This is a genomic window from Rhodococcus sp. GB-02 (genome assembly GCF_053470465.1).
Window position 1 is genome coordinate 895539 of the sequence record NZ_JBPUKE010000002.1, and the last position, 17008, is coordinate 912546.

The 17008-nt window shown below is 62.2% G+C and carries 16 protein-coding genes; 2 read left to right on the forward strand and 14 right to left on the reverse strand.

Going from position 1 to position 17008, the window contains the following annotated elements:
* Window positions 1-93: 93 nt before the first annotated feature.
* Window positions 94-2052, forward strand: a complete 1959-nt coding sequence (locus ACSW29_RS17425) for a M13 family metallopeptidase (RefSeq protein ID WP_448277841.1) — start codon at window positions 94-96, stop codon at window positions 2050-2052.
* A 70-nt stretch (window positions 2053-2122) separates the two neighbouring features.
* On the opposite strand, the gene ACSW29_RS17430 is transcribed toward ACSW29_RS17425, so the two are convergent.
* From ACSW29_RS17430 to ACSW29_RS17490, 13 genes are all read right to left on the reverse strand, one after another.
* Complete coding sequence (locus ACSW29_RS17430; protein WP_448277842.1) at window positions 2123-2449, reverse strand: YnfA family protein; 327 nt, start codon at window positions 2447-2449, stop codon at window positions 2123-2125.
* Window positions 2450-2465: 16 nt separating this feature from the next.
* Window positions 2466-3551 (reverse strand): ABC transporter ATP-binding protein, encoded by a 1086-nt coding sequence (locus ACSW29_RS17435; protein ID WP_448277843.1) that lies wholly within the window; start codon window positions 3549-3551, stop codon window positions 2466-2468.
* Between the two features lie 15 nt (window positions 3552-3566).
* Window positions 3567-4898, reverse strand: coding sequence for an ABC transporter substrate-binding protein (locus tag ACSW29_RS17440; protein WP_214883217.1), 1332 nt, complete (start codon window positions 4896-4898; stop codon window positions 3567-3569).
* 37 nt (window positions 4899-4935) lie between these two features.
* Window positions 4936-5838: a carbohydrate ABC transporter permease gene (locus ACSW29_RS17445; RefSeq protein ID WP_124567764.1), complete on the reverse strand. Its 903-nt coding sequence runs from the start codon at window positions 5836-5838 to the stop codon at window positions 4936-4938.
* Window positions 5835-6809 (reverse strand): carbohydrate ABC transporter permease, encoded by a 975-nt coding sequence (locus ACSW29_RS17450; protein ID WP_003940557.1) that lies wholly within the window; start codon window positions 6807-6809, stop codon window positions 5835-5837. Before ACSW29_RS17450 ends, ACSW29_RS17445 begins: the two co-directional genes overlap by 4 nt.
* Window positions 6810-6883: 74 nt before the next feature.
* Window positions 6884-7807: a L,D-transpeptidase gene (locus tag ACSW29_RS17455; RefSeq protein WP_124567765.1), complete on the reverse strand. Its 924-nt coding sequence runs from the start codon at window positions 7805-7807 to the stop codon at window positions 6884-6886.
* Between the two features lie 215 nt (window positions 7808-8022).
* Window positions 8023-9705 carry an FAD-dependent oxidoreductase gene (locus ACSW29_RS17460; RefSeq protein ID WP_448277844.1) on the reverse strand — a complete coding sequence of 561 codons (1683 nt, stop codon included), beginning with the start codon at window positions 9703-9705 and terminating at the stop codon, window positions 8023-8025.
* Window positions 9706-9786: 81 nt separating this feature from the next.
* Window positions 9787-10668: a hypothetical protein gene (locus ACSW29_RS17465; RefSeq protein WP_448277845.1), complete on the reverse strand. Its 882-nt coding sequence runs from the start codon at window positions 10666-10668 to the stop codon at window positions 9787-9789.
* A gap of 10 nt (window positions 10669-10678) precedes the next feature.
* A complete protein-coding gene (locus ACSW29_RS17470) occupies window positions 10679-10897 on the reverse strand; it encodes a dodecin (RefSeq protein WP_003939815.1) in 219 nt (72 codons plus the stop codon).
* 15 nt (window positions 10898-10912) lie between these two features.
* Window positions 10913-12124, reverse strand: a complete 1212-nt coding sequence (locus ACSW29_RS17475) for a serine hydrolase domain-containing protein (RefSeq protein WP_230815420.1) — start codon at window positions 12122-12124, stop codon at window positions 10913-10915.
* A gap of 108 nt (window positions 12125-12232) precedes the next feature.
* On the reverse strand, window positions 12233-12748 hold the full coding sequence (locus ACSW29_RS17480; protein ID WP_448277846.1) for a DUF6764 family protein: 516 nt from the start codon (window positions 12746-12748) through the stop codon (window positions 12233-12235).
* A 78-nt stretch (window positions 12749-12826) separates the two neighbouring features.
* Window positions 12827-13867 carry a non-homologous end-joining DNA ligase gene (ligD, locus tag ACSW29_RS17485; RefSeq protein WP_230815418.1) on the reverse strand — a complete coding sequence of 347 codons (1041 nt, stop codon included), beginning with the start codon at window positions 13865-13867 and terminating at the stop codon, window positions 12827-12829.
* Entirely contained in the window at window positions 13867-14913 is a 1047-nt protein-coding gene (locus ACSW29_RS17490; protein WP_448277847.1) for an ATP-dependent DNA ligase, read from the reverse strand. The genes ligD and ACSW29_RS17490 overlap by 1 nt, the downstream gene beginning before the upstream one ends.
* Window positions 14914-15021: 108 nt before the next feature.
* Between ACSW29_RS17490 and lppU the strand changes: the two genes are divergently transcribed.
* Window positions 15022-15639, forward strand: a complete 618-nt coding sequence (lppU, locus tag ACSW29_RS17495) for an LppU family putative lipoprotein (protein WP_230815416.1) — start codon at window positions 15022-15024, stop codon at window positions 15637-15639.
* A gap of 88 nt (window positions 15640-15727) precedes the next feature.
* Here lppU and ACSW29_RS17500 read toward each other — a convergent pair whose 3' ends face one another.
* Window positions 15728-16879 (reverse strand): magnesium and cobalt transport protein CorA, encoded by a 1152-nt coding sequence (locus ACSW29_RS17500; protein WP_317825675.1) that lies wholly within the window; start codon window positions 16877-16879, stop codon window positions 15728-15730.
* Window positions 16880-17008: the final 129 nt, after the last annotated feature.

Below are 17008 nucleotides of genomic sequence, written 5' to 3' on the forward strand. Positions count from 1 at the left end.
ATACCGACGTTGCCCAGCGCAATAGTTGAACTGGGGCTTGGAGCGATCATGCACACACCGAGCAGTTCGTCATGATCGTGTAAGGATGGAGAAATGACCACGGCTCATCGCTCAGGCATCGACCTCACCCACCTCGACGGCGACACACGGGCGCAGGACGATCTGTTCGTCCACGTCAACGGAAAATGGCTCGCCGAATACGAGATTCCGGCAGACCGCGCCGTCGACGGGGCATTCCGCACGCTCTACGACAAGGCCGAAGAAGACGTACAGACCATCATCACCGAAGCCGCGGAGTCCAACTCCGCCGCCGGTACCGATGCTCAGCGCATCGGTGACCTGTACTCGAGCTTCATGGACGCCGATTCCGTGGAAGCTGCTGGTCTGAACCCCATCGACGACGAGCTCGACGCCGTCGCAGACGCACCGGACCGTTCGTCTCTCGCCACCGTGATCGGACGCCACCAGCGCGTCGGCGTCGGTGGCGCCATCTCTCACTACGTCGACACCGACGCCAAGAACTCCGAGCGATACCTGATTCACTTCAGCCAGTCGGGCATCAGCCTGCCCGACGAGTCGTACTACCGCGAGGACAATTACGCGGAAATCCGCGAGAAGTACGTCGCGCACATCGACAAGATGTTCACCCTCGCCGGCGTCGGGTACGACGCGCAGCGTGTGTTCGAACTCGAGAAGAAGATCGCGGCCGGGCACTGGGACGTCGTCAAGCGTCGTGACGCAGATCTGAGCTACAACCTCGTGGGCTTCGAGGAACTGACCGAGCAAAACCCCGGGTTGGACTGGGCGGCGTGGCTGTCGGGTCTCGGCGCCGATTCGGAGAAGTTCGCCGAGATCGTCGTCCGTCAGCCGGACTTCCTGCACACCTTCACCGCTCTATGGGCGTCGGAGTCACTCGACGACTGGAAGGCATGGGCGGCGTGGAAGGTGCTTCATGCCCGCTCCCCTTACCTGCATTCGGCCCTGGTGGACGAAACCTTTGCGTTTTACGGCACCACGCTCTCCGGGACGGAAGAGAACCGTGAGCGTTGGAAGCGCGGAGTCAGCCTTGTTCAGGATCTGCTCGGCGAGGCCGTCGGCAAGCTCTACGTCGATCGGCACTTCCCCGCAGAAGCCAAGACCCGGATGCTGGAACTGGTCGCAAACCTGCAGGAGGCGTACCGCCGCAACATCTCCGATCTCGAGTGGATGAGCCCGCAGACGCGTGAGGCCGCATTGGCCAAGCTCGAGAAGTTCACTCCGAAGATCGGTTACCCCGACAAGTGGCGGGACTACGCCGGTCTCGAGATCTCGGCTACCGACCTGGTGGGCAACTACCGTCGCGGATACGCCGCCGAGTACGACCGTGACCTGGCCAAGCTGGGCGGCCCCGTCGACCGAGACGAGTGGTTCATGACGCCGCAGACCGTCAACGCCTACTACAACCCGGGCATGAACGAAATCGTCTTCCCCGCAGCCATTCTCCAGCCGCCGTTCTTCGACGCGGCAGCCGACGACGCTGCCAACTACGGCGGCATCGGCGCCGTCATCGGCCACGAGATCGGTCACGGGTTCGACGATCAGGGCGCCAAGTACGACGGCGACGGCAACATGGTCGACTGGTGGACCGACGAGGATCGCAGCGAATTCGGCAAGCGCACAAAGGCTCTCATCGAGCAGTACAACGAATTCGAGCCGAAGGAACTGCCAGGCCACCACGTCAACGGCGAGTTCACGATCGGCGAGAACATCGGCGACCTCGGCGGTCTGTCGATCGCGATCGCGGCGTACAAGATCGCAACCGAAGGTACCGAACCGCCGGTCATCGACGGACTCACCGGCTTGCAGCGCGTGTTCTTCGGGTGGGCGCAGGTGTGGCGCACGAAGGCTCGGGAGGCCGAAGCGCTTCGCCGTCTGGCCGTCGACCCGCACTCGCCGCCGGAGTTCCGGTGCAACGGCGTCGTCCGCAACCTCGACACGTTCCACGAGGAGTTCGACGTCAAGCCCGGTGACGCACTGTATTTGGAGCCGGAGAAGCGTGTGAAGATCTGGTAGCAGGGGGGCAAGCCCCTGTGCGCGCTCGAGGACCCTCTGGACTCCCTGAGCGCGCACGGGGCCGAAGGTCCTACCGGGCGTACATGATCACCCCGACACCGACGAGACAGATCAGCGCACCGGCGATATCGAAGCGATCCGGGCGAAATCCGTCCATCACCACCGCCCAGAGTAGCGACCCCGCAACGAAGATGCCGCCGTACGCAGCGAGGATACGGCCGAAGTTGGCATCCGGTTGCACGGTCGCGACCAGGCCGTAGAGGCCGAGCGAGATGACGCCCAGCCCTACCCAGATCCAACCCTTCTGCTCGCGAATTCCCTGCCACACCAACCACGCGCCCCCGATTTCGAGCAGCGCGGCGAGAACGAACAACAACAGCGAACGCGCGACGGTCATGCCGCACACAGTATCGCTACAGACGGACCCCGGTCTCCGCGGAGAAGAAGTACACCTCACCGGCTTTGGGCAGCAGATGAAGCGATTCCCCTGGTGTCACGGACATCTTCCGGTCAACGCGGATGACAATCCGGCTGGATCGGCTCTGCCACTGGCAATCCGGAGCGCCCTTCGCGTACACGAACGATTCGGCGCCCAACTCTTCGAGCAGGTCGGCATCCACGGCCAGCGAGCCCTTTCGCCACGCTCCCACCAGATCCCACGACTCCGGGCGAACTCCCACGACTACCCGTTCCCGCTCGGACGCCCCGGTGGGCAGCGGTATCCGTAGATCACCGAGCACCGCGACGGTGCCCTCAACCGGCGCTTCGATCAAGTTCATGCCGGGCGACCCGATGAAGGCGGCCACAAAGGTGTTGACGGGGTTGTCGTAGAGTTCGCGCGGCTTTGCCACCTGCTGCAAGCGACCGTCCAGCATTACCGCGACGCGGTCTCCCATCGTCATCGCCTCCACCTGATCGTGGGTGACGTAGACCGTGGTGGTGCCGAGTCGGCGTTGCAGGGCGGCGATCTGTGACCGTGTGCTGACGCGTAGTTTGGCGTCCAGATTGCTGAGCGGCTCATCCATGCAGAACACCTTGGGATGGCGAACGATGGCTCTACCCATGGCAACTCGCTGACGTTGCCCACCGGACAGCTTCGCCGGTTTGCGTCCGAGCAGCGGTTCGAGTTCGAGCATCCGCGCGGCCTCGAGCACCCGCTCTCGGCGCTCGGTCTTTCCGACTCCCGCATTCTGCAGCGCGAAACCCATGTTCTGCTCGACGGTCATGTTCGGATACAGCGCGTAACTCTGAAACACCATGGCGACATCGCGCGCCCGCGGAGCGAGGTGCGTGACGTCCGTGCCGCCGATCTCGATCCGGCCGTCCGACGCGGATTCGAGACCGGCGAGCATTCGCAGGCTGGTGGACTTACCGCAACCGGAAGGTCCTACGAGTACCAGGAACTCACCGTCAGCGATGTCGAGGTCGAGACGGTCGACCGCCGGTCGATCGGTTCCTTCGTAGCGGTGCGTGACTCCCGCGAATTGCACGTTGGCCATGAGTGCTCTCTCCTACTACTTCGGCAGCTTGGGGGTGATCTGCCGGTCGATGATCTGCTGCAACTGGGTGGCAACGCCGGCGAATGTCGATGCGACGTCGGCCTTCTGGAGAGCGATCTGCTCGAGTCCCGTGCCGATGATCTGATCGCCGCCCGGGACGAACACGCGTGCGTAGTCCTGCGAGCGCGTACGCGAAAGCTGATCCACGGCGGTACGGGAGTTGGGGTTCGCGTCGAGGAACGCCTTCATGCTCGGCTCCGAGGTTGCCGACTTGCGGACGGGCATGTAGCCGACGTTCTGCGAGAAGTACGCCGTGTTCTCACCGTTGGTGATGAAGTCGATGAACTTGAGCGCGTTCTTCTTACGCTGATCGGAGATCTTGGACGGGATGGCAAGTCCGGCGCCGCCGGTGGGGCAACCGGGAGTTCCGTCCACTGCCGGGAGGAAAGCGGTGCCGAAGTCGAAGTTCGCAGTCTTCTTGATGCCGGAGAGGTCACCCGTGGACGCGATGGTCGACGCCAGAATCCCGGTACCGAATTCGTTGGCGATGTCGGTGGAGACCGCGGCGTACTTCTTGTCGTGAATCATGCTGGAGAGGAATTGACCTGCAGCAATGGTCTTCTCGTTGTCGAGCTGCAGATTCCACTGGTCGGAGTACGATCCGCCGAAGGTCCAGATGGGGCCTTCGTAGGTCCAGCCGAGGTAATCCTTCGCGTTGCCCCACCCGTGTGCCAATTTGCCGTTGCCCACGACCTTCTGCAGCTCTGGTCCCCACTCGTCGAACTCCTGCCACGTCGCCGGCCCACGGTCGGGAAGACCGGCCTGCGACCAGACCGCCTTGTTGTAGTAGAACAACGGCGTCGACCGTGCGTAGGGAAGCGCGTAGTGCTTGCCCTGGAAAAGGTAGTCGGCGAGCAGCGAATCGACGTAGTCGGCCGAGTCGACGCCCACCTCGGAGAAGAGTCCGTCGAGCGGCTCGATCGCTCCGGCCAGTGCGTAGTTGAACCACCAGACATCCGACAGCACAACTACATCGGGCACATCTCCGCCGGAGAGGGCAGCGTTGAACTTTTGTGCCACCTCTTCGTAGTTCTTGCCGCCGTCCACCAAGTTGACCTTCAGGTCCGGGTACTTGGTCTGGAAGCGGTTGATCAGTTCCTTCTCCACGTCGGTGGACTTACCTGGGTGGTTCGACCAGAAGGTGATGGTGTTGGAATCACCGGCAGCACCGGATGTTCCCGCAGCATCAGCGCTCGACCCGCCGGAACCCGCGCACGCGGTCAGTGCGGCGCCGGCTGCGATTGCGCCGCCGAGGCTCAAGAATCCGCGCCTGTTCATGTTTGCCATTGCTGCTCCTCGAAAAAGAAATGTGACGGGAAAACTGTCAGCCCTTGACCGCACCGGAGGTGAGGCCCTTGATCATGTGTCGTTGCAGCACAAGGAAAATCACCAGAATCGGCAGCATCGTCAGCACCGTTCCTGCCATGACCGGACCCCAGTTGGTGAGTCCGTCGTTGTTCTGCAGTTGGGTCAATCCGATCGGCAGCGGTGCTACCGAGGAATCGTCGGACATAAGGAACGGCCACAGGTACTCGTTCCATTCGTTGACCACCGTGATGATGCCGAACGCCACCATCGTGGGTCCGGAAACGGGGAGCACCACGCGCCAGAGCAGCCGCCAGTGACCGGCGCCGTCCATCCGCGCCGCCTCGATGATCTCCGAAGGAATCGAGAGGAAGTGGTTGCGCATGAGGAACGTACCGAAGGCTACACCCGCGAGCGGAACTATGATGCCCTGGAACGTGTTACGCCAGCCCCACTCTGCCACGAGTGCGTAGTTCGAGATCACGGTGATCTGATTCGGCACCATCAAGGCGGCGATGATGCCGAGAAAGACGAAGTTCTTCCCCGGGAAGCGCAGGAACACCAACCCGTACGCACTGAGAGTGCCCAGAACGAACTTCGCCGCGGACAGAATCGTCGTGATGACTATCGAGTTCCGCAGAAACATCCAGAACGGGACCGATGTTGTTGCTTCGGAGTAGTTCTCGGGATGCAGCGACGACGGCCACCACGTTGCCGGCTGGGTGTAGATCTCCGGCCGCTCCTTGAACGAGGTCATCACGATCCAGTAGAGCGGCAGGACGATGATGATCAGGGCGATCACCATTGCCGCGTACCCGAGGACCTTCACGCCGACCTCACGCCGGTCCACGTTCCTGCGGTCCGGGCCGGGCCGGACGACGGAAGTCGGAGCAGCGCTTTTCTTTTCCTCTACCGCTGTCATTTTTCTTCTCCCCGATCCATGGCACGAACCTGGTAGACGGTGATGATCAGCAGGATCAGGAACATGATGGTCGCAACCGTCGCGCCGTAGCCCGCCCGGAAGTTTCGGAACGTCTCGTTGTACACCTGGTAGACCATGGTCGTCGTCCCTGTCCCCAGCGGGCCACCTCGGGTCATGACGTTGATGATGTCGAAGACCTGGAGCGAGTTGAGCATGACGGTGATCGAGAGGAAGAACGTCGTCGGACGCAACTGAGGCAGAAGAACCCGGCGGAACTTGGTCCACGGCTTAGCGCCGTCGATTTCGGCGGCTTCGTTCAACTCCTGCCGAACTCCTTGCAGCGCAGCAAGGTAGATGACAAACGTGTAGCCGAGGTTCTTCCACATGTACGTCACGGTCACCATGAACAGCGCCCAGTGGGGATCCTGATAGAAGTCGGGCGACTGGAGTCCGACACGGTGCAGGAGATCCTGGATCAGACCGAAGTTGGGGTCGAAGACGAACTGAAACGCGACACCGATCGCTGCACCGGAAATCACGAACGGCGCGAAGATGGCCGACCGGACCAGGTTTCGCCCGACGAGCTTGCGATCGAGCAGCATGGCCAACGCCAAACCGATGACCATCGAACCTACAACGGTGACCAACGTGAATACCACTGTGTTGGTGACGATCTGCCAGGTGTCGCTTCGTCCGAACCACTCGCGGTAGTTGCTCAGCCCGATGAACGTCGCCTTCGGGTCCGCAATGTTCCAGTCGAAGAAAGAAAGTCGGATGTTGTCCACCAGCGGGCGATAAGTGAACAAGATCAGCAACGCGAGATTGGGACCTACCAAGAGCGCAAAGAGCGCGTAGTCACGCCATGGTCTGCCCCACAGACCTGGCTTGCCTGAAGTGGGCAGCGTTCTTTCCGGACTCGATCTCACTGAGGCAGTCTGACCGCCCGCAACGAATGAATGGTGAACGTACAAGACACTCGAGTTGAACGCGACACGAAAAAGGCCCTGCGCGAATACTTCTCACGCAGGGCCTTCGTCGACTGTGTCTAGCGGTTCCAGTCACCCAATCCGTCGGCGCCGCTGAGGACTCCACCTGCGGTGTTCTGCACGATCACCGGGTCGCCCTTGCCTGCGTTCTCGAAGAACCACTTGGCGTCCTCGGTGCTGACGTTGAGGCAGCCGTGGCTGACGTTGGTGAATCCCTGTTGCGCAACCGACCACGGAGCAGCATGAACGAAGATGCCACTGTAGGAAATTCGCGTCGCGTACTCGACGTAGGTCCGGTATCCCTCGGGAGAATCGATCGGAACTCCGTACGTGGACGAATCCATGTACATGTCGCGCAGCTGCTCGCCGACGATGTACGTGCCGTTCGGTGTTTCGTGGCCCGGCTTGCCGAACGACGTCGGCATGGTGCGCACAACCTCGCCGTTGCGGGTGACGGTGACCTGCTTGGTGTTGTCGTCCGCGACGGTGACGAGCGCATCACCGATGTTGAACGTGGAGTGCGAATCACCGGCGTCGACGGTCACGGAGATGTTCGCCGGCCAGAACTGTGCCGGCTTCCAACGGACCTGGCTGTCGTTGATCCAGTAGAAGCTGCCCTCGACCGGAGGATCGGTGGTTACGCGAATAGCGCGTTCGGCCGTGGCACGGTCGCCGACTGCCTCGTTGAAACGAATGATGATCGGCTGTGCGATACCGACTGTCTCACCGGCAGACGGGTTGAGCGAAGGCGCGGAGAAGTTGGGAGCGCCGATGGGCGCCTGAATCGGTGTACCCGGGATGCCCGGAACCGGAATCGCCGGGTCGAGATACGGCACCCCTGGAATGACAGGCAAAGGAATGTCCGGTCCACCGGGGAAGAGAGGAACGGCCGCGGAAGGTCCGGCGAGAGCAAGGCCGGCAGCCACCGCTCCGACGATTGCCACGGCAACCCGTGACGTCCGACGACCCTGTTTGCTGCCCATGTCACTACCTTCGCTCGACTGACCACGTACTCACGTGGATTTTGCGCGGCCGGCATCGATACCCGCCTGGTACCGATGCCGATGCACATTCGGACGCACCCGCTGGGAGCACACCTACACACCCGAGCACGCCAAAGAGAGCAAACCGCACATTTCCATAGTCATTAACACACAAAAGCGGCAATCGAGCAATTCGGATGTTCGCCCAAATGTTGCTATCCCTCGCTGCGGGCAGCCGCCAACATGGATTCGATGGAGATGAGTTTGGTTCGCGGTCGCCCGGCGGCGGCACCGGATGCGCGTTCTGCCTTGTCGATACGCTGCCACCCTTGATAGTCCACCTGATCCGGCGACCGGTCTGCCAACAAAACCTGCAACTTGTCGGCATCCTCGGCGGGGGTTGTGAGGCGTCCACCAGCGAAGTCGTCGAAGATCATCGACACGGTCTCGGCGGAGCAGTACTTGTTGGTGCCGATCACGCCAGTCGGTCCGCGCTTGATCCAACCCGCGACGTAGACACCCGGGATCGGCGTGCCGGTCTCGGTGTCGATCACTCTGCCGTTCTCGTTGGGGATCACGCCGCGAGCGTCGTCGAAGGGCAAGTCGGCCATCGGTGTGCCGCGGTATCCAACCGACCGAAGCACCAGTGAAGTGTCGATCGTCTCCTCGGTTTCGGTGGGCCGGGCGGAGAGCTGACCGGTCGGCGTTGCCACCAATTCGTTTTTCACGATCCGCACCTGTGAGACTGCACCGTCGCCGAGGATCTCGACGGGAGAGGTGAGGAACCGGAGAACGATCCGCTTGCGAGAAGGATCTGCGGTACGTGAAGCAAATTCCTGCGCCTGCTTGACCTTGAGCAGGACGGACGGCTCGGCGGCATCGCTGTCCACGAACGCCCGACTGGCCTCGTCGAGTTCGGCTTCGATCGGGTCGACGACTACGTCCACGTTCGCCATCTGTCCTAGCGCCAACAGTTCGGGATTGGTGTACGCGGCCTGCGCCGGCCCGCGACGCCCGAGAATGACGACCTCACGAATCTTGCTGTCACGCAGAGCTTCCAATGCGTGCTCGGCGAGGTCCGTCTTCGCAAGCTGGTCGGGGTCGGTCACCAGGATGCGTGCGACGTCGAGTGCGACGTTGCCGTTTCCGACGATCACCGCTCGCTCGCCGGACAGATCGAAAGTCCGATCGGCATATCCCGGGTGGCCGTTGTACCAGGCGACGAACTCGGTGGCAGCGTGACTTCCCGGCAGATCCTCGCCGGGGATCTCGAGCTTGCGATCCCCGGCAGCGCCCACCGCGTAGATCACTGCGTGGTGATGGTCCAAGAGTTCCGAATGCGAGATGTGGGTGCCCACCTCGACGTTGAAGTGGCAGCGCACAGTCTTCTTCGCGACGACGGCGCGGAACTGGTCGGTGACGCCTTTGGTTCCGGGATGGTCCGGCGCCACGCCGGCGCGCACCAATCCGTAGGGAGTGGGAAGTCGATCGAACATGTCGACCTCGACGCGCGGCTTGCCGGTCAGTTCCATCGCCGCGTAACAGGCGGCCGGGCCGGATCCGACGATCGCCACTTTCAGCGTTCCGAGCTCGGGATCGATCTTGGCCATCGTGATCGGCTCGGGCCAGTCCGGGCCCATCGGATGCTTCTCGAAGTACGACGCGTTCATCTGCAGATACGGCGCGTCGTCCTCGTCGAGTTCGTTGTCCGGGAAGATCGCCTCGACCGGGCATTCGTCCACACACGCACCACAATCGATGCAGGTGTCGGGATCGATGTAAAGCATTTCGGTGGTCGCGAACGGAGCTTCGTCCGGTGTCGGGTGAATGCAATTGACCGGACACACGTCAACACACGAGGCGTCGTTGCAGCACGGCTGCGTGATTACATACGCCATGACATTCCCCTATCCCTGAAACACGAAGCACGAACTGATTCCCAGACTATAACGTGTTCCAATTTGGCGCGAGAATCGTTTTCAGATCACCCCATTGCGCTTCAGCAGCCATACCGCCTGCACGGTGGCGTGACCTCGCCATTCCAACGCAGCGGCGGGCGAATAGCTGTCGAAATCCACCGCCCAACCGCCGTCGTCATGTTGTCGCGCAGCGAGCGCAGACAGTTCGGACTCGATCACTGATGCCTCGAACAACGCGCGGGTCGGGCCACCGGGAAGCGGTGAGAAATCGAGGGGCCGCATGAACTCGCCCTCGGCTCCCCCGTCCACGTGAACCAGGCCGTCGGCCGGGATTCGTTTACCCAGTGCATTCACCAACGACGACACCTCGGGGGCCGTGCTGTGTACCGCGTCGAGAAACTGCAAGGCAAAGGCCAACTCGAGGGCATGCAGAGAATCCGCCCCGTCGATCGCGTCGAGGCAATATCGAACGGCAGAGGCGAACCACGGATGTTCGGCAACGGCCTCGTCGAATTCGGCGACGCGAGTCGCTGCAGCACACACGATGCTGGTGATCTGCAACGACGGCGTCGTCGGATCCGCATCCACCCAGAAGGGCGCACAACCGGCCGGGTCGGCGATCGGGAAGGCTAACGGCAAACCGCCGCCTGCCAACGAATTGGTCTGCAACCAATCGCACAGCTCGACCGCTCTGGGCGTCGGCGTTCCGATGTCCGCGAAGGCTTCGAAGGCATGCAGCGCGCCGCCAGGTTGGCTGGTTGCCGAGCGGAGATCCGGTTCGACTCCCCAGCCGTACCCACCGTCCTGGTTGCGATAACCGTCCACGGCCGCACAAGCCGCGGCCCGGTCACCCTGTCCGAGAATCAAATTCAGTCGATACCGATCGAGAGTCCTGGCATGTCCCGCCATGAACCCGACGGCCGCCCTGAGATCAACACTCATGAATGACGACTCAAGATTCGTCGCCGTCGAGCCGGAAGCCGACCTTCAACGTGACCTGGAAATGCGCCACGGCGCCGTTCTCGATGTGACCGCGAGTTTCCACCACCTCGAACCATTCGAGGTTGCGCACCGTCTCGTTCGCCCGGGCGATGGCGGTGCGAATTGCCGCATCACTGCTCTCAGTGGACGAGCCGACGATCTCGGTCACCCGGTACACGTTGCTGCTCATGGCATTCCCTTCGTGTCAGATTCGACGAACCAACTCCTGCGCCTCGGCACCGAGCCTCGCAAGGCGAAGATCACCGAGAGCTGTCACAGCACTACCCAACCTGTTGGTCGTGAAACCGAGTGAGAGTCCGCTGGACAGGTCCGCGTACGCACCCGAACCGCCGACTCCGTAGTGGCCTATCGCATTACGCGGCTGCCGCCGCGCGGCGATGATCGGCGGGTGGTAACCGAGAGTCCAGTTGGGCCGCACCGCCAGCACGTAGTCCCGATCGCGAGTCTGGATGGTCGACATCTGGTCGATGGTCGATTCCTTCAGGAACCGCTTCCCGTCGATCACACCGCCGTTCGCAATGGCGCCGTACATCTTCGCGAGAGCACGCGCGCTGAACACTCCGTTCCAGCCCGGCATGACGGCGTCGTGGACAGCCGGGTTGCGCACCATGACGTCGAAACCGTCCGGCATCGCGGCCTCCGCGAGTCCGCGAGTCGGACCGACGTGTGAGAGCACGGTAGAAGCGAAGGCCCAGTTCAAGCCAGCAGGGTTGATATGTGGAAACAGCTTCGCAATCCGTGGACGCTCGGTTTCGGGTACGCGGTACCAGAGTTCGTCGACTCCGAGGGGCTTCGCTATCTCCGCTTGTACGACGTCGATGAACGGCTGACCGGACACCCTGGCCACAAGTTCGGCTACCAACCACCCGTAGGTCACAGCGTGATAGCCGGGGCCTCGAAGCCGACGCGAATCCGGCTTCTCGGCAGCCAGGGCGGCAACAACCTCGTCGTAGTCCATCAGGTCGAGGGGATGCGGCATCAGGCCGCGAACGCGGTGAAGGCCCGCTCGATGCGACATCAGTTCACGGACGGTGATCTTGTCCTTGCCAGCCGCCCCGAATTCGGGCCAGTACTGAGCAACCGGAGCGTCGTAGTCGATGAGTCCACGTTCGGCGAGCCGATGGACAACAGTGCTGGCGACGCCTTTGCCGGTCGAGAACGACAGCGACACCGTGTCGTGGTCCCAGCGCCGATCACGATCGGCATTGCCGGCCCAGATATCGAGCACTTTCTCGCCACCCAGGTACACGACCAGCGCGCCGCCGCCTTGTTGCGGTTGGCGATACATCGCGAAGAAGCGGTCGGCCAGGGGAAGGAACCGCCGGTCCACATACAACTCGGTGCGCGAAGGCACCTCCACCCGGGCGAGCGAACCCCGTCGTGCATTGGGAGTCATCGCGTCCTCCGATCCCCGCTGATCAAGTTGCCCGGTCACCCGATCGGTGGCAGGAGCTTGACACCATTGTGACCACTGTCACGCAAGAGGCTCAGGGCCGGGGTGCTTTCACGGGGTGACCCACGTCGAAGTGCCGTCGCTGAAACATCCCTGACCTGTGGCGATATTGAAAACAAGGGTGGGACCACCTGAGCAGATCGCCCCGACGTCCGCGTCACCCACCGCCGCTCTGCCACCAGGCCCACTGAGCACGACGGCAAAGGGCGAGGAGTCGGTGCGGCCGAGTGCCAGCGAACCCGGACCGTACGCAACGGCGGCAAGTAGACCCCCGCGCGACTCCGCCGCAGCGACTCCGCCGAAGAGTCCCACGCCCGCCGACCGGCCACCGTCTCGAGAATCCGCGACGCCGACGCCGTCGCCCTCCACGTGTGAAATCGCATAACTGGAGGGATCGGCCACCGCTCGGCACGCGGACGCCCCCTCGACGATCGTCTGATCTTGGCCGCGCGCCGAACAATCCAACGTCGCAGCTGAAGCTGTTCCGCTACCGAGCGACAATCCGAAGGCGGCCAGAACGATGCCGCCCGCCGCCAAACCTGCTGCTCGCTGTTTCCGGCGATCCATATCCAACCCCCACAGTGCATTCGACGTGACCGTACATTCGACGTCTAATCGAATTACCCGATATGTCCGCCTCTGACGCTACCCGTCTTTGTTCTTCCGATCGCGGTCCTTGCTCGGTTGAACACGTTTGGGTTCACCGGGCATTTTGGGATAGTTCGGCGGGTACGGCAGATCGCCAAGTCCCGCCGCCAGATCCTTCTCCCACATCTCCAACAAAACATCGAGGGCAAAGGCCTTGTCGTGCATCGCTTCCATCGGATCACCACGATCGGCGAGCAAGCCGGGAACCGTGGCGATGGTGCAGTCGTCTGGATGCACGTCGCGCAGTTCGTCCCAGGTCACCGGCGTTGACACGGTTGCAATCGGCGTCTTGCGAGCGGAATACGCCGCCGCGATCGTCCGGTCACGGGCATTCTGATTGAAGTCGATGAAGATCCGTTCACCCCGCTCTTCCTTCCACCACGCGGTTGTGGCGCGATCGGCACTACGACGCTCGACCTCACGAGCGAGGGCGATACCCGCGTGACGGACCTCGACAAAGTCCCAGCGCGCTTCGAGCGGGATGTAGACATGAAGGCCTCGGCCACCGGAAGTCTTGGGGAATCCCTCCAACCCCAGCTCGTCGAGCAGGGGACGAAGAACCTCGTCCGCGATGGCAACGGCCTCGTCGAACCCGGTTCCCGGTTGCGGATCGAGATCGATGCGGAGTTCGTCCGGGTGGTCGGTGTCCGGGCACCGCACGGCCCACGGATGAAAGGTGACGGTCCCGAGATTTGCAGCCCACACGATGTTCGCGGCACTGCGCACTCGAAGGACATCGGCCTTGCGGCCGGAAGGGAACGTGACCTCGCAGGACTCGACGTGCTCGGGCCGCTTTGCCGGCAGCCGCTTCTGGTAGACCTCTTCGCCCTCGATGCCGTCGGGAAACCGCTGCAGATGCGTGGGGCGATCTTGGAGTGCTCGCAGCGCTGCGCCCTGCAGCGCCACCGTGCGGTAGTACTCGACAAGATGACGCTTGGTTCCGCCGTCCTCACCCAGCTGCGGATAGTAGATCTTGTCCGGGCTCGACAACCGGACCGCGATCCCGTCGACGTCCAATTCCTCTGCCGGACTTGCCATCACTTACCACCTGCAAGTACATCCGCGAAGTCGTATCGCACCGGAACCTCCAACTGATCGAATGTGCATTCGTCTGGCACCCTGTCCGGACGCCAGCGCAGGAATCGTGCAGCGTGCCGAAAGCGTTCCCCTTCCATCTGGTCGTATGCCACTTCCAGCACCCGCTCCGGACGAAGCGGAATCCACGAACGGTCTGCGGCAGATCTCCACCGACTGGCCTCGCCCTCGGCCACAACATCGTCCCCGAGCCGCAGAGGTTCGAGCTCGGCCAGCAACTCGATTCTCCGCGCCGCGGTGAAAGCCGAAGCGCCACCGACCATCTTCAATTCCGAACCGTCGAACAGACCCAGAAGCATCGACCCGATACCTGGCTGGCTCTTGTGGGGACGGTAACCCAGCAGTACGACATCCGCGCTCCTGGCGTGCTTTACCTTGATCATCTCGCGCTTGTTCGGCAGGTACCGCCCCGCCAGCTTCTTGGCGACAACCCCGTCGAGACCCGCGCCTTCGAAGGTTTCGAACCAGACCATTGCTTCGGCACTGTCTGCCGTCGCTGCTGTCACGTGGCAACTCGGTCCGCCGCCGACGGAATCGAGGAGCAGCGCACGCCGCACACCGAAATCCTCGATCGAGACGTCTCGAGCCCCGAGCGCGAGTAGATCGAACCCGACAAACTGTGCGGGCGTTTGTTCCGACAACAATGCAACGCGGCTCGCTGCGGGATGAATACGTTCGGACAATGCTTCCCAGCTCAGGCGCGTCACACCGTCGATTTCACGGGGAACCACCAGTTCGCCGTCCACTACGCATTTCTCGGGCAATTCAGCTTTGACGGCTTCAACTGCTTCGGGAAAATACCGCGCCAAGTCTTTTCCTCCCCGCGACCCGAGCACCACTTCATCACCGTCGCGAAAGATGATTGCTCGAAATCCGTCCCATTTCGGCTCGTACGACCACGTCGGATCCCCGGACTCGGGCTGCGGCGGCACGGTAGCCGCGGCCTTCGCAAGCATCGGGGCAAGCGGCGGCATCAGGGGTAGGTCCACCCACTCATACTGACAGTCCGGTTGGCAATTCGACTACCGATGTATTGGAATAGGTCCCGAACAATCTACGAACCAACAGAACTATCCAGAATAACCAAAGGGGTCCTTATGTCCGGAATCGTCCGGCGACTTTGCACTGCGGTGATCGCAACTTCTGCAATCGCCGCCTTCACCGTCGGTTGCGGTTCCGACATCGAGCCGAAAGCCATCGCGGAATCATCGTCCTCGGTTGCCGATTCGACCACTACCTCAGCGGCGCCGACAACCTCGAAGATCACCGGCCAGGAGGGTTCGGACGACGGCGGCGACGTCGACATCGACGTGTCGATCGGTGACTGCGTCAAACTCGGCGGCACTACGACGGCCGCCGAGATCGACAATGCGGACTGCGGTAGCAAGGAATCCAATTACAAGGTGGTCGCCAAGGTTCCCACCTCTGATCAGTGCGCCTCCGATGTCGACTCGTACTACTACGAGACTCTCGCGGGTGACGAGCAGGGCGCTGTCTGTCTCGACGTCGACTGGGTAGTGGGCGGATGCATGGATCTCGGCAGCGGCATGGACGAGCCTGCCCGCATCGAATGCTCGGACACCAGCGGCACCAATGTCGTCGAGGTCGTCGAAATTCTGCAGAACTCCACGTCGATCGACGAATGCGGTTCGGGGGCAGACTCGGGATTCGAGCACCCGGAACGTAAGTTCACGGTCTGCGTCGCCACGCTCTGATTCGAGCGTCTCTCCCGAACAAACCTGTGCGCCTTGCCAACCGAACTCGGTTGACAAGGCGCACAGCGCTTTCTACAACGAGTGCTTTCTACAGCCAGCCCCGACGCTTGAAGATCGTGTAGAGACTTCCACACGTCAGGAACATCATCGAGAGCGCAAACGGATAGCCCAAGTGCCAGTGCAGTTCCGGCATGTCGTCGAAGTTCATCCCGTACACGGTTCCGATGAGCGTCGGCGCGAAGAGAATTGCCGCCCACGCCGAGACTTTCTTGATCTCCTCGTTCTGCGCGTAGCTTGCCTGCGTCAGATTGCGCATCTCCTCGTTCTGGTTCTGCGACACCAGAGTTGCGTTCACCGTGAGGATGTTTCCGAGCAACTGACGAAATCCATCGGCTCGCTCCACCACCGTCGTCGCATGGTCGGTGACGTCGCGGAGGTAACGCTGGAGTTCTTCGTCCGTGTGGTACTTGTCGAATCCTGCCGACAACCCACGCAGCATCCCCAGCAGCGGACGAGTCGCCCGCTGGAATTCGATTACCTCACGGGTCAGTTCGTAGATGCGACGCGATACTCCGGGATCGCCGCTGAACACTTCGGTTTCGATCTCGTCGATGTCGTTCTGCAGGCCGGCAACTACCGGGGCGTACCCGTCGACGACTGCGTCGAGAATGGCGTAGAGAACGGCCTCGGTACCCAACCGCAACAGGTCAGGATCATTCTCCATGCGAGTCCGCACCGCGGACAGATCCGGCGATTCACTGTGACGGACGGTAAGAATGAAGTTCGGACCACAGAAGATGTGCACCTCACCGAATTCGACCCGCTCGGTCTCGTCGCGGTACCGCGCTGCCCGCAGGACCACGAACAGCGTCTTGCCGTAGCGCTCGAGCTTGGGGCGCTGGTGCGCGACGATCGCATCCTCGACCGCCAGCTCGTGGAGGTCGAAATGCTGTGCAGCGGCATACAACTGGGCGTCGTCGGGCCGGTACATGCCGATCCACGCCATCGACTGCGAATCCGGAAGGCAGGACAGCGCCTCCGCCAGCGTCGACGGTGACGCTATTCGCTCGCCGTCGCGGTACACGCCGCTGTTGACGACGGTCGATTCGACGGGCGCCACCGCCTCGGGCGGGGCAGCCTTCACGACGGTGCGCGCGGCTCGCGAGTGCCCGGGATGTGAGTCACCGAGACCTGCAGAACGACGTGGCAGTACCGACCGTGAACGACGAAATTCGCGCATGCTGAACAGCTTTCGAGGGAAGAGTGAACGACGACGCTTGCTTCACAGCAAAGCCGAAGCCGATGAACACACGATGAAGCTGCAGCAAAATACCGGATCAACCCGGGCGGCTACAGCTTCAGTTGGTAC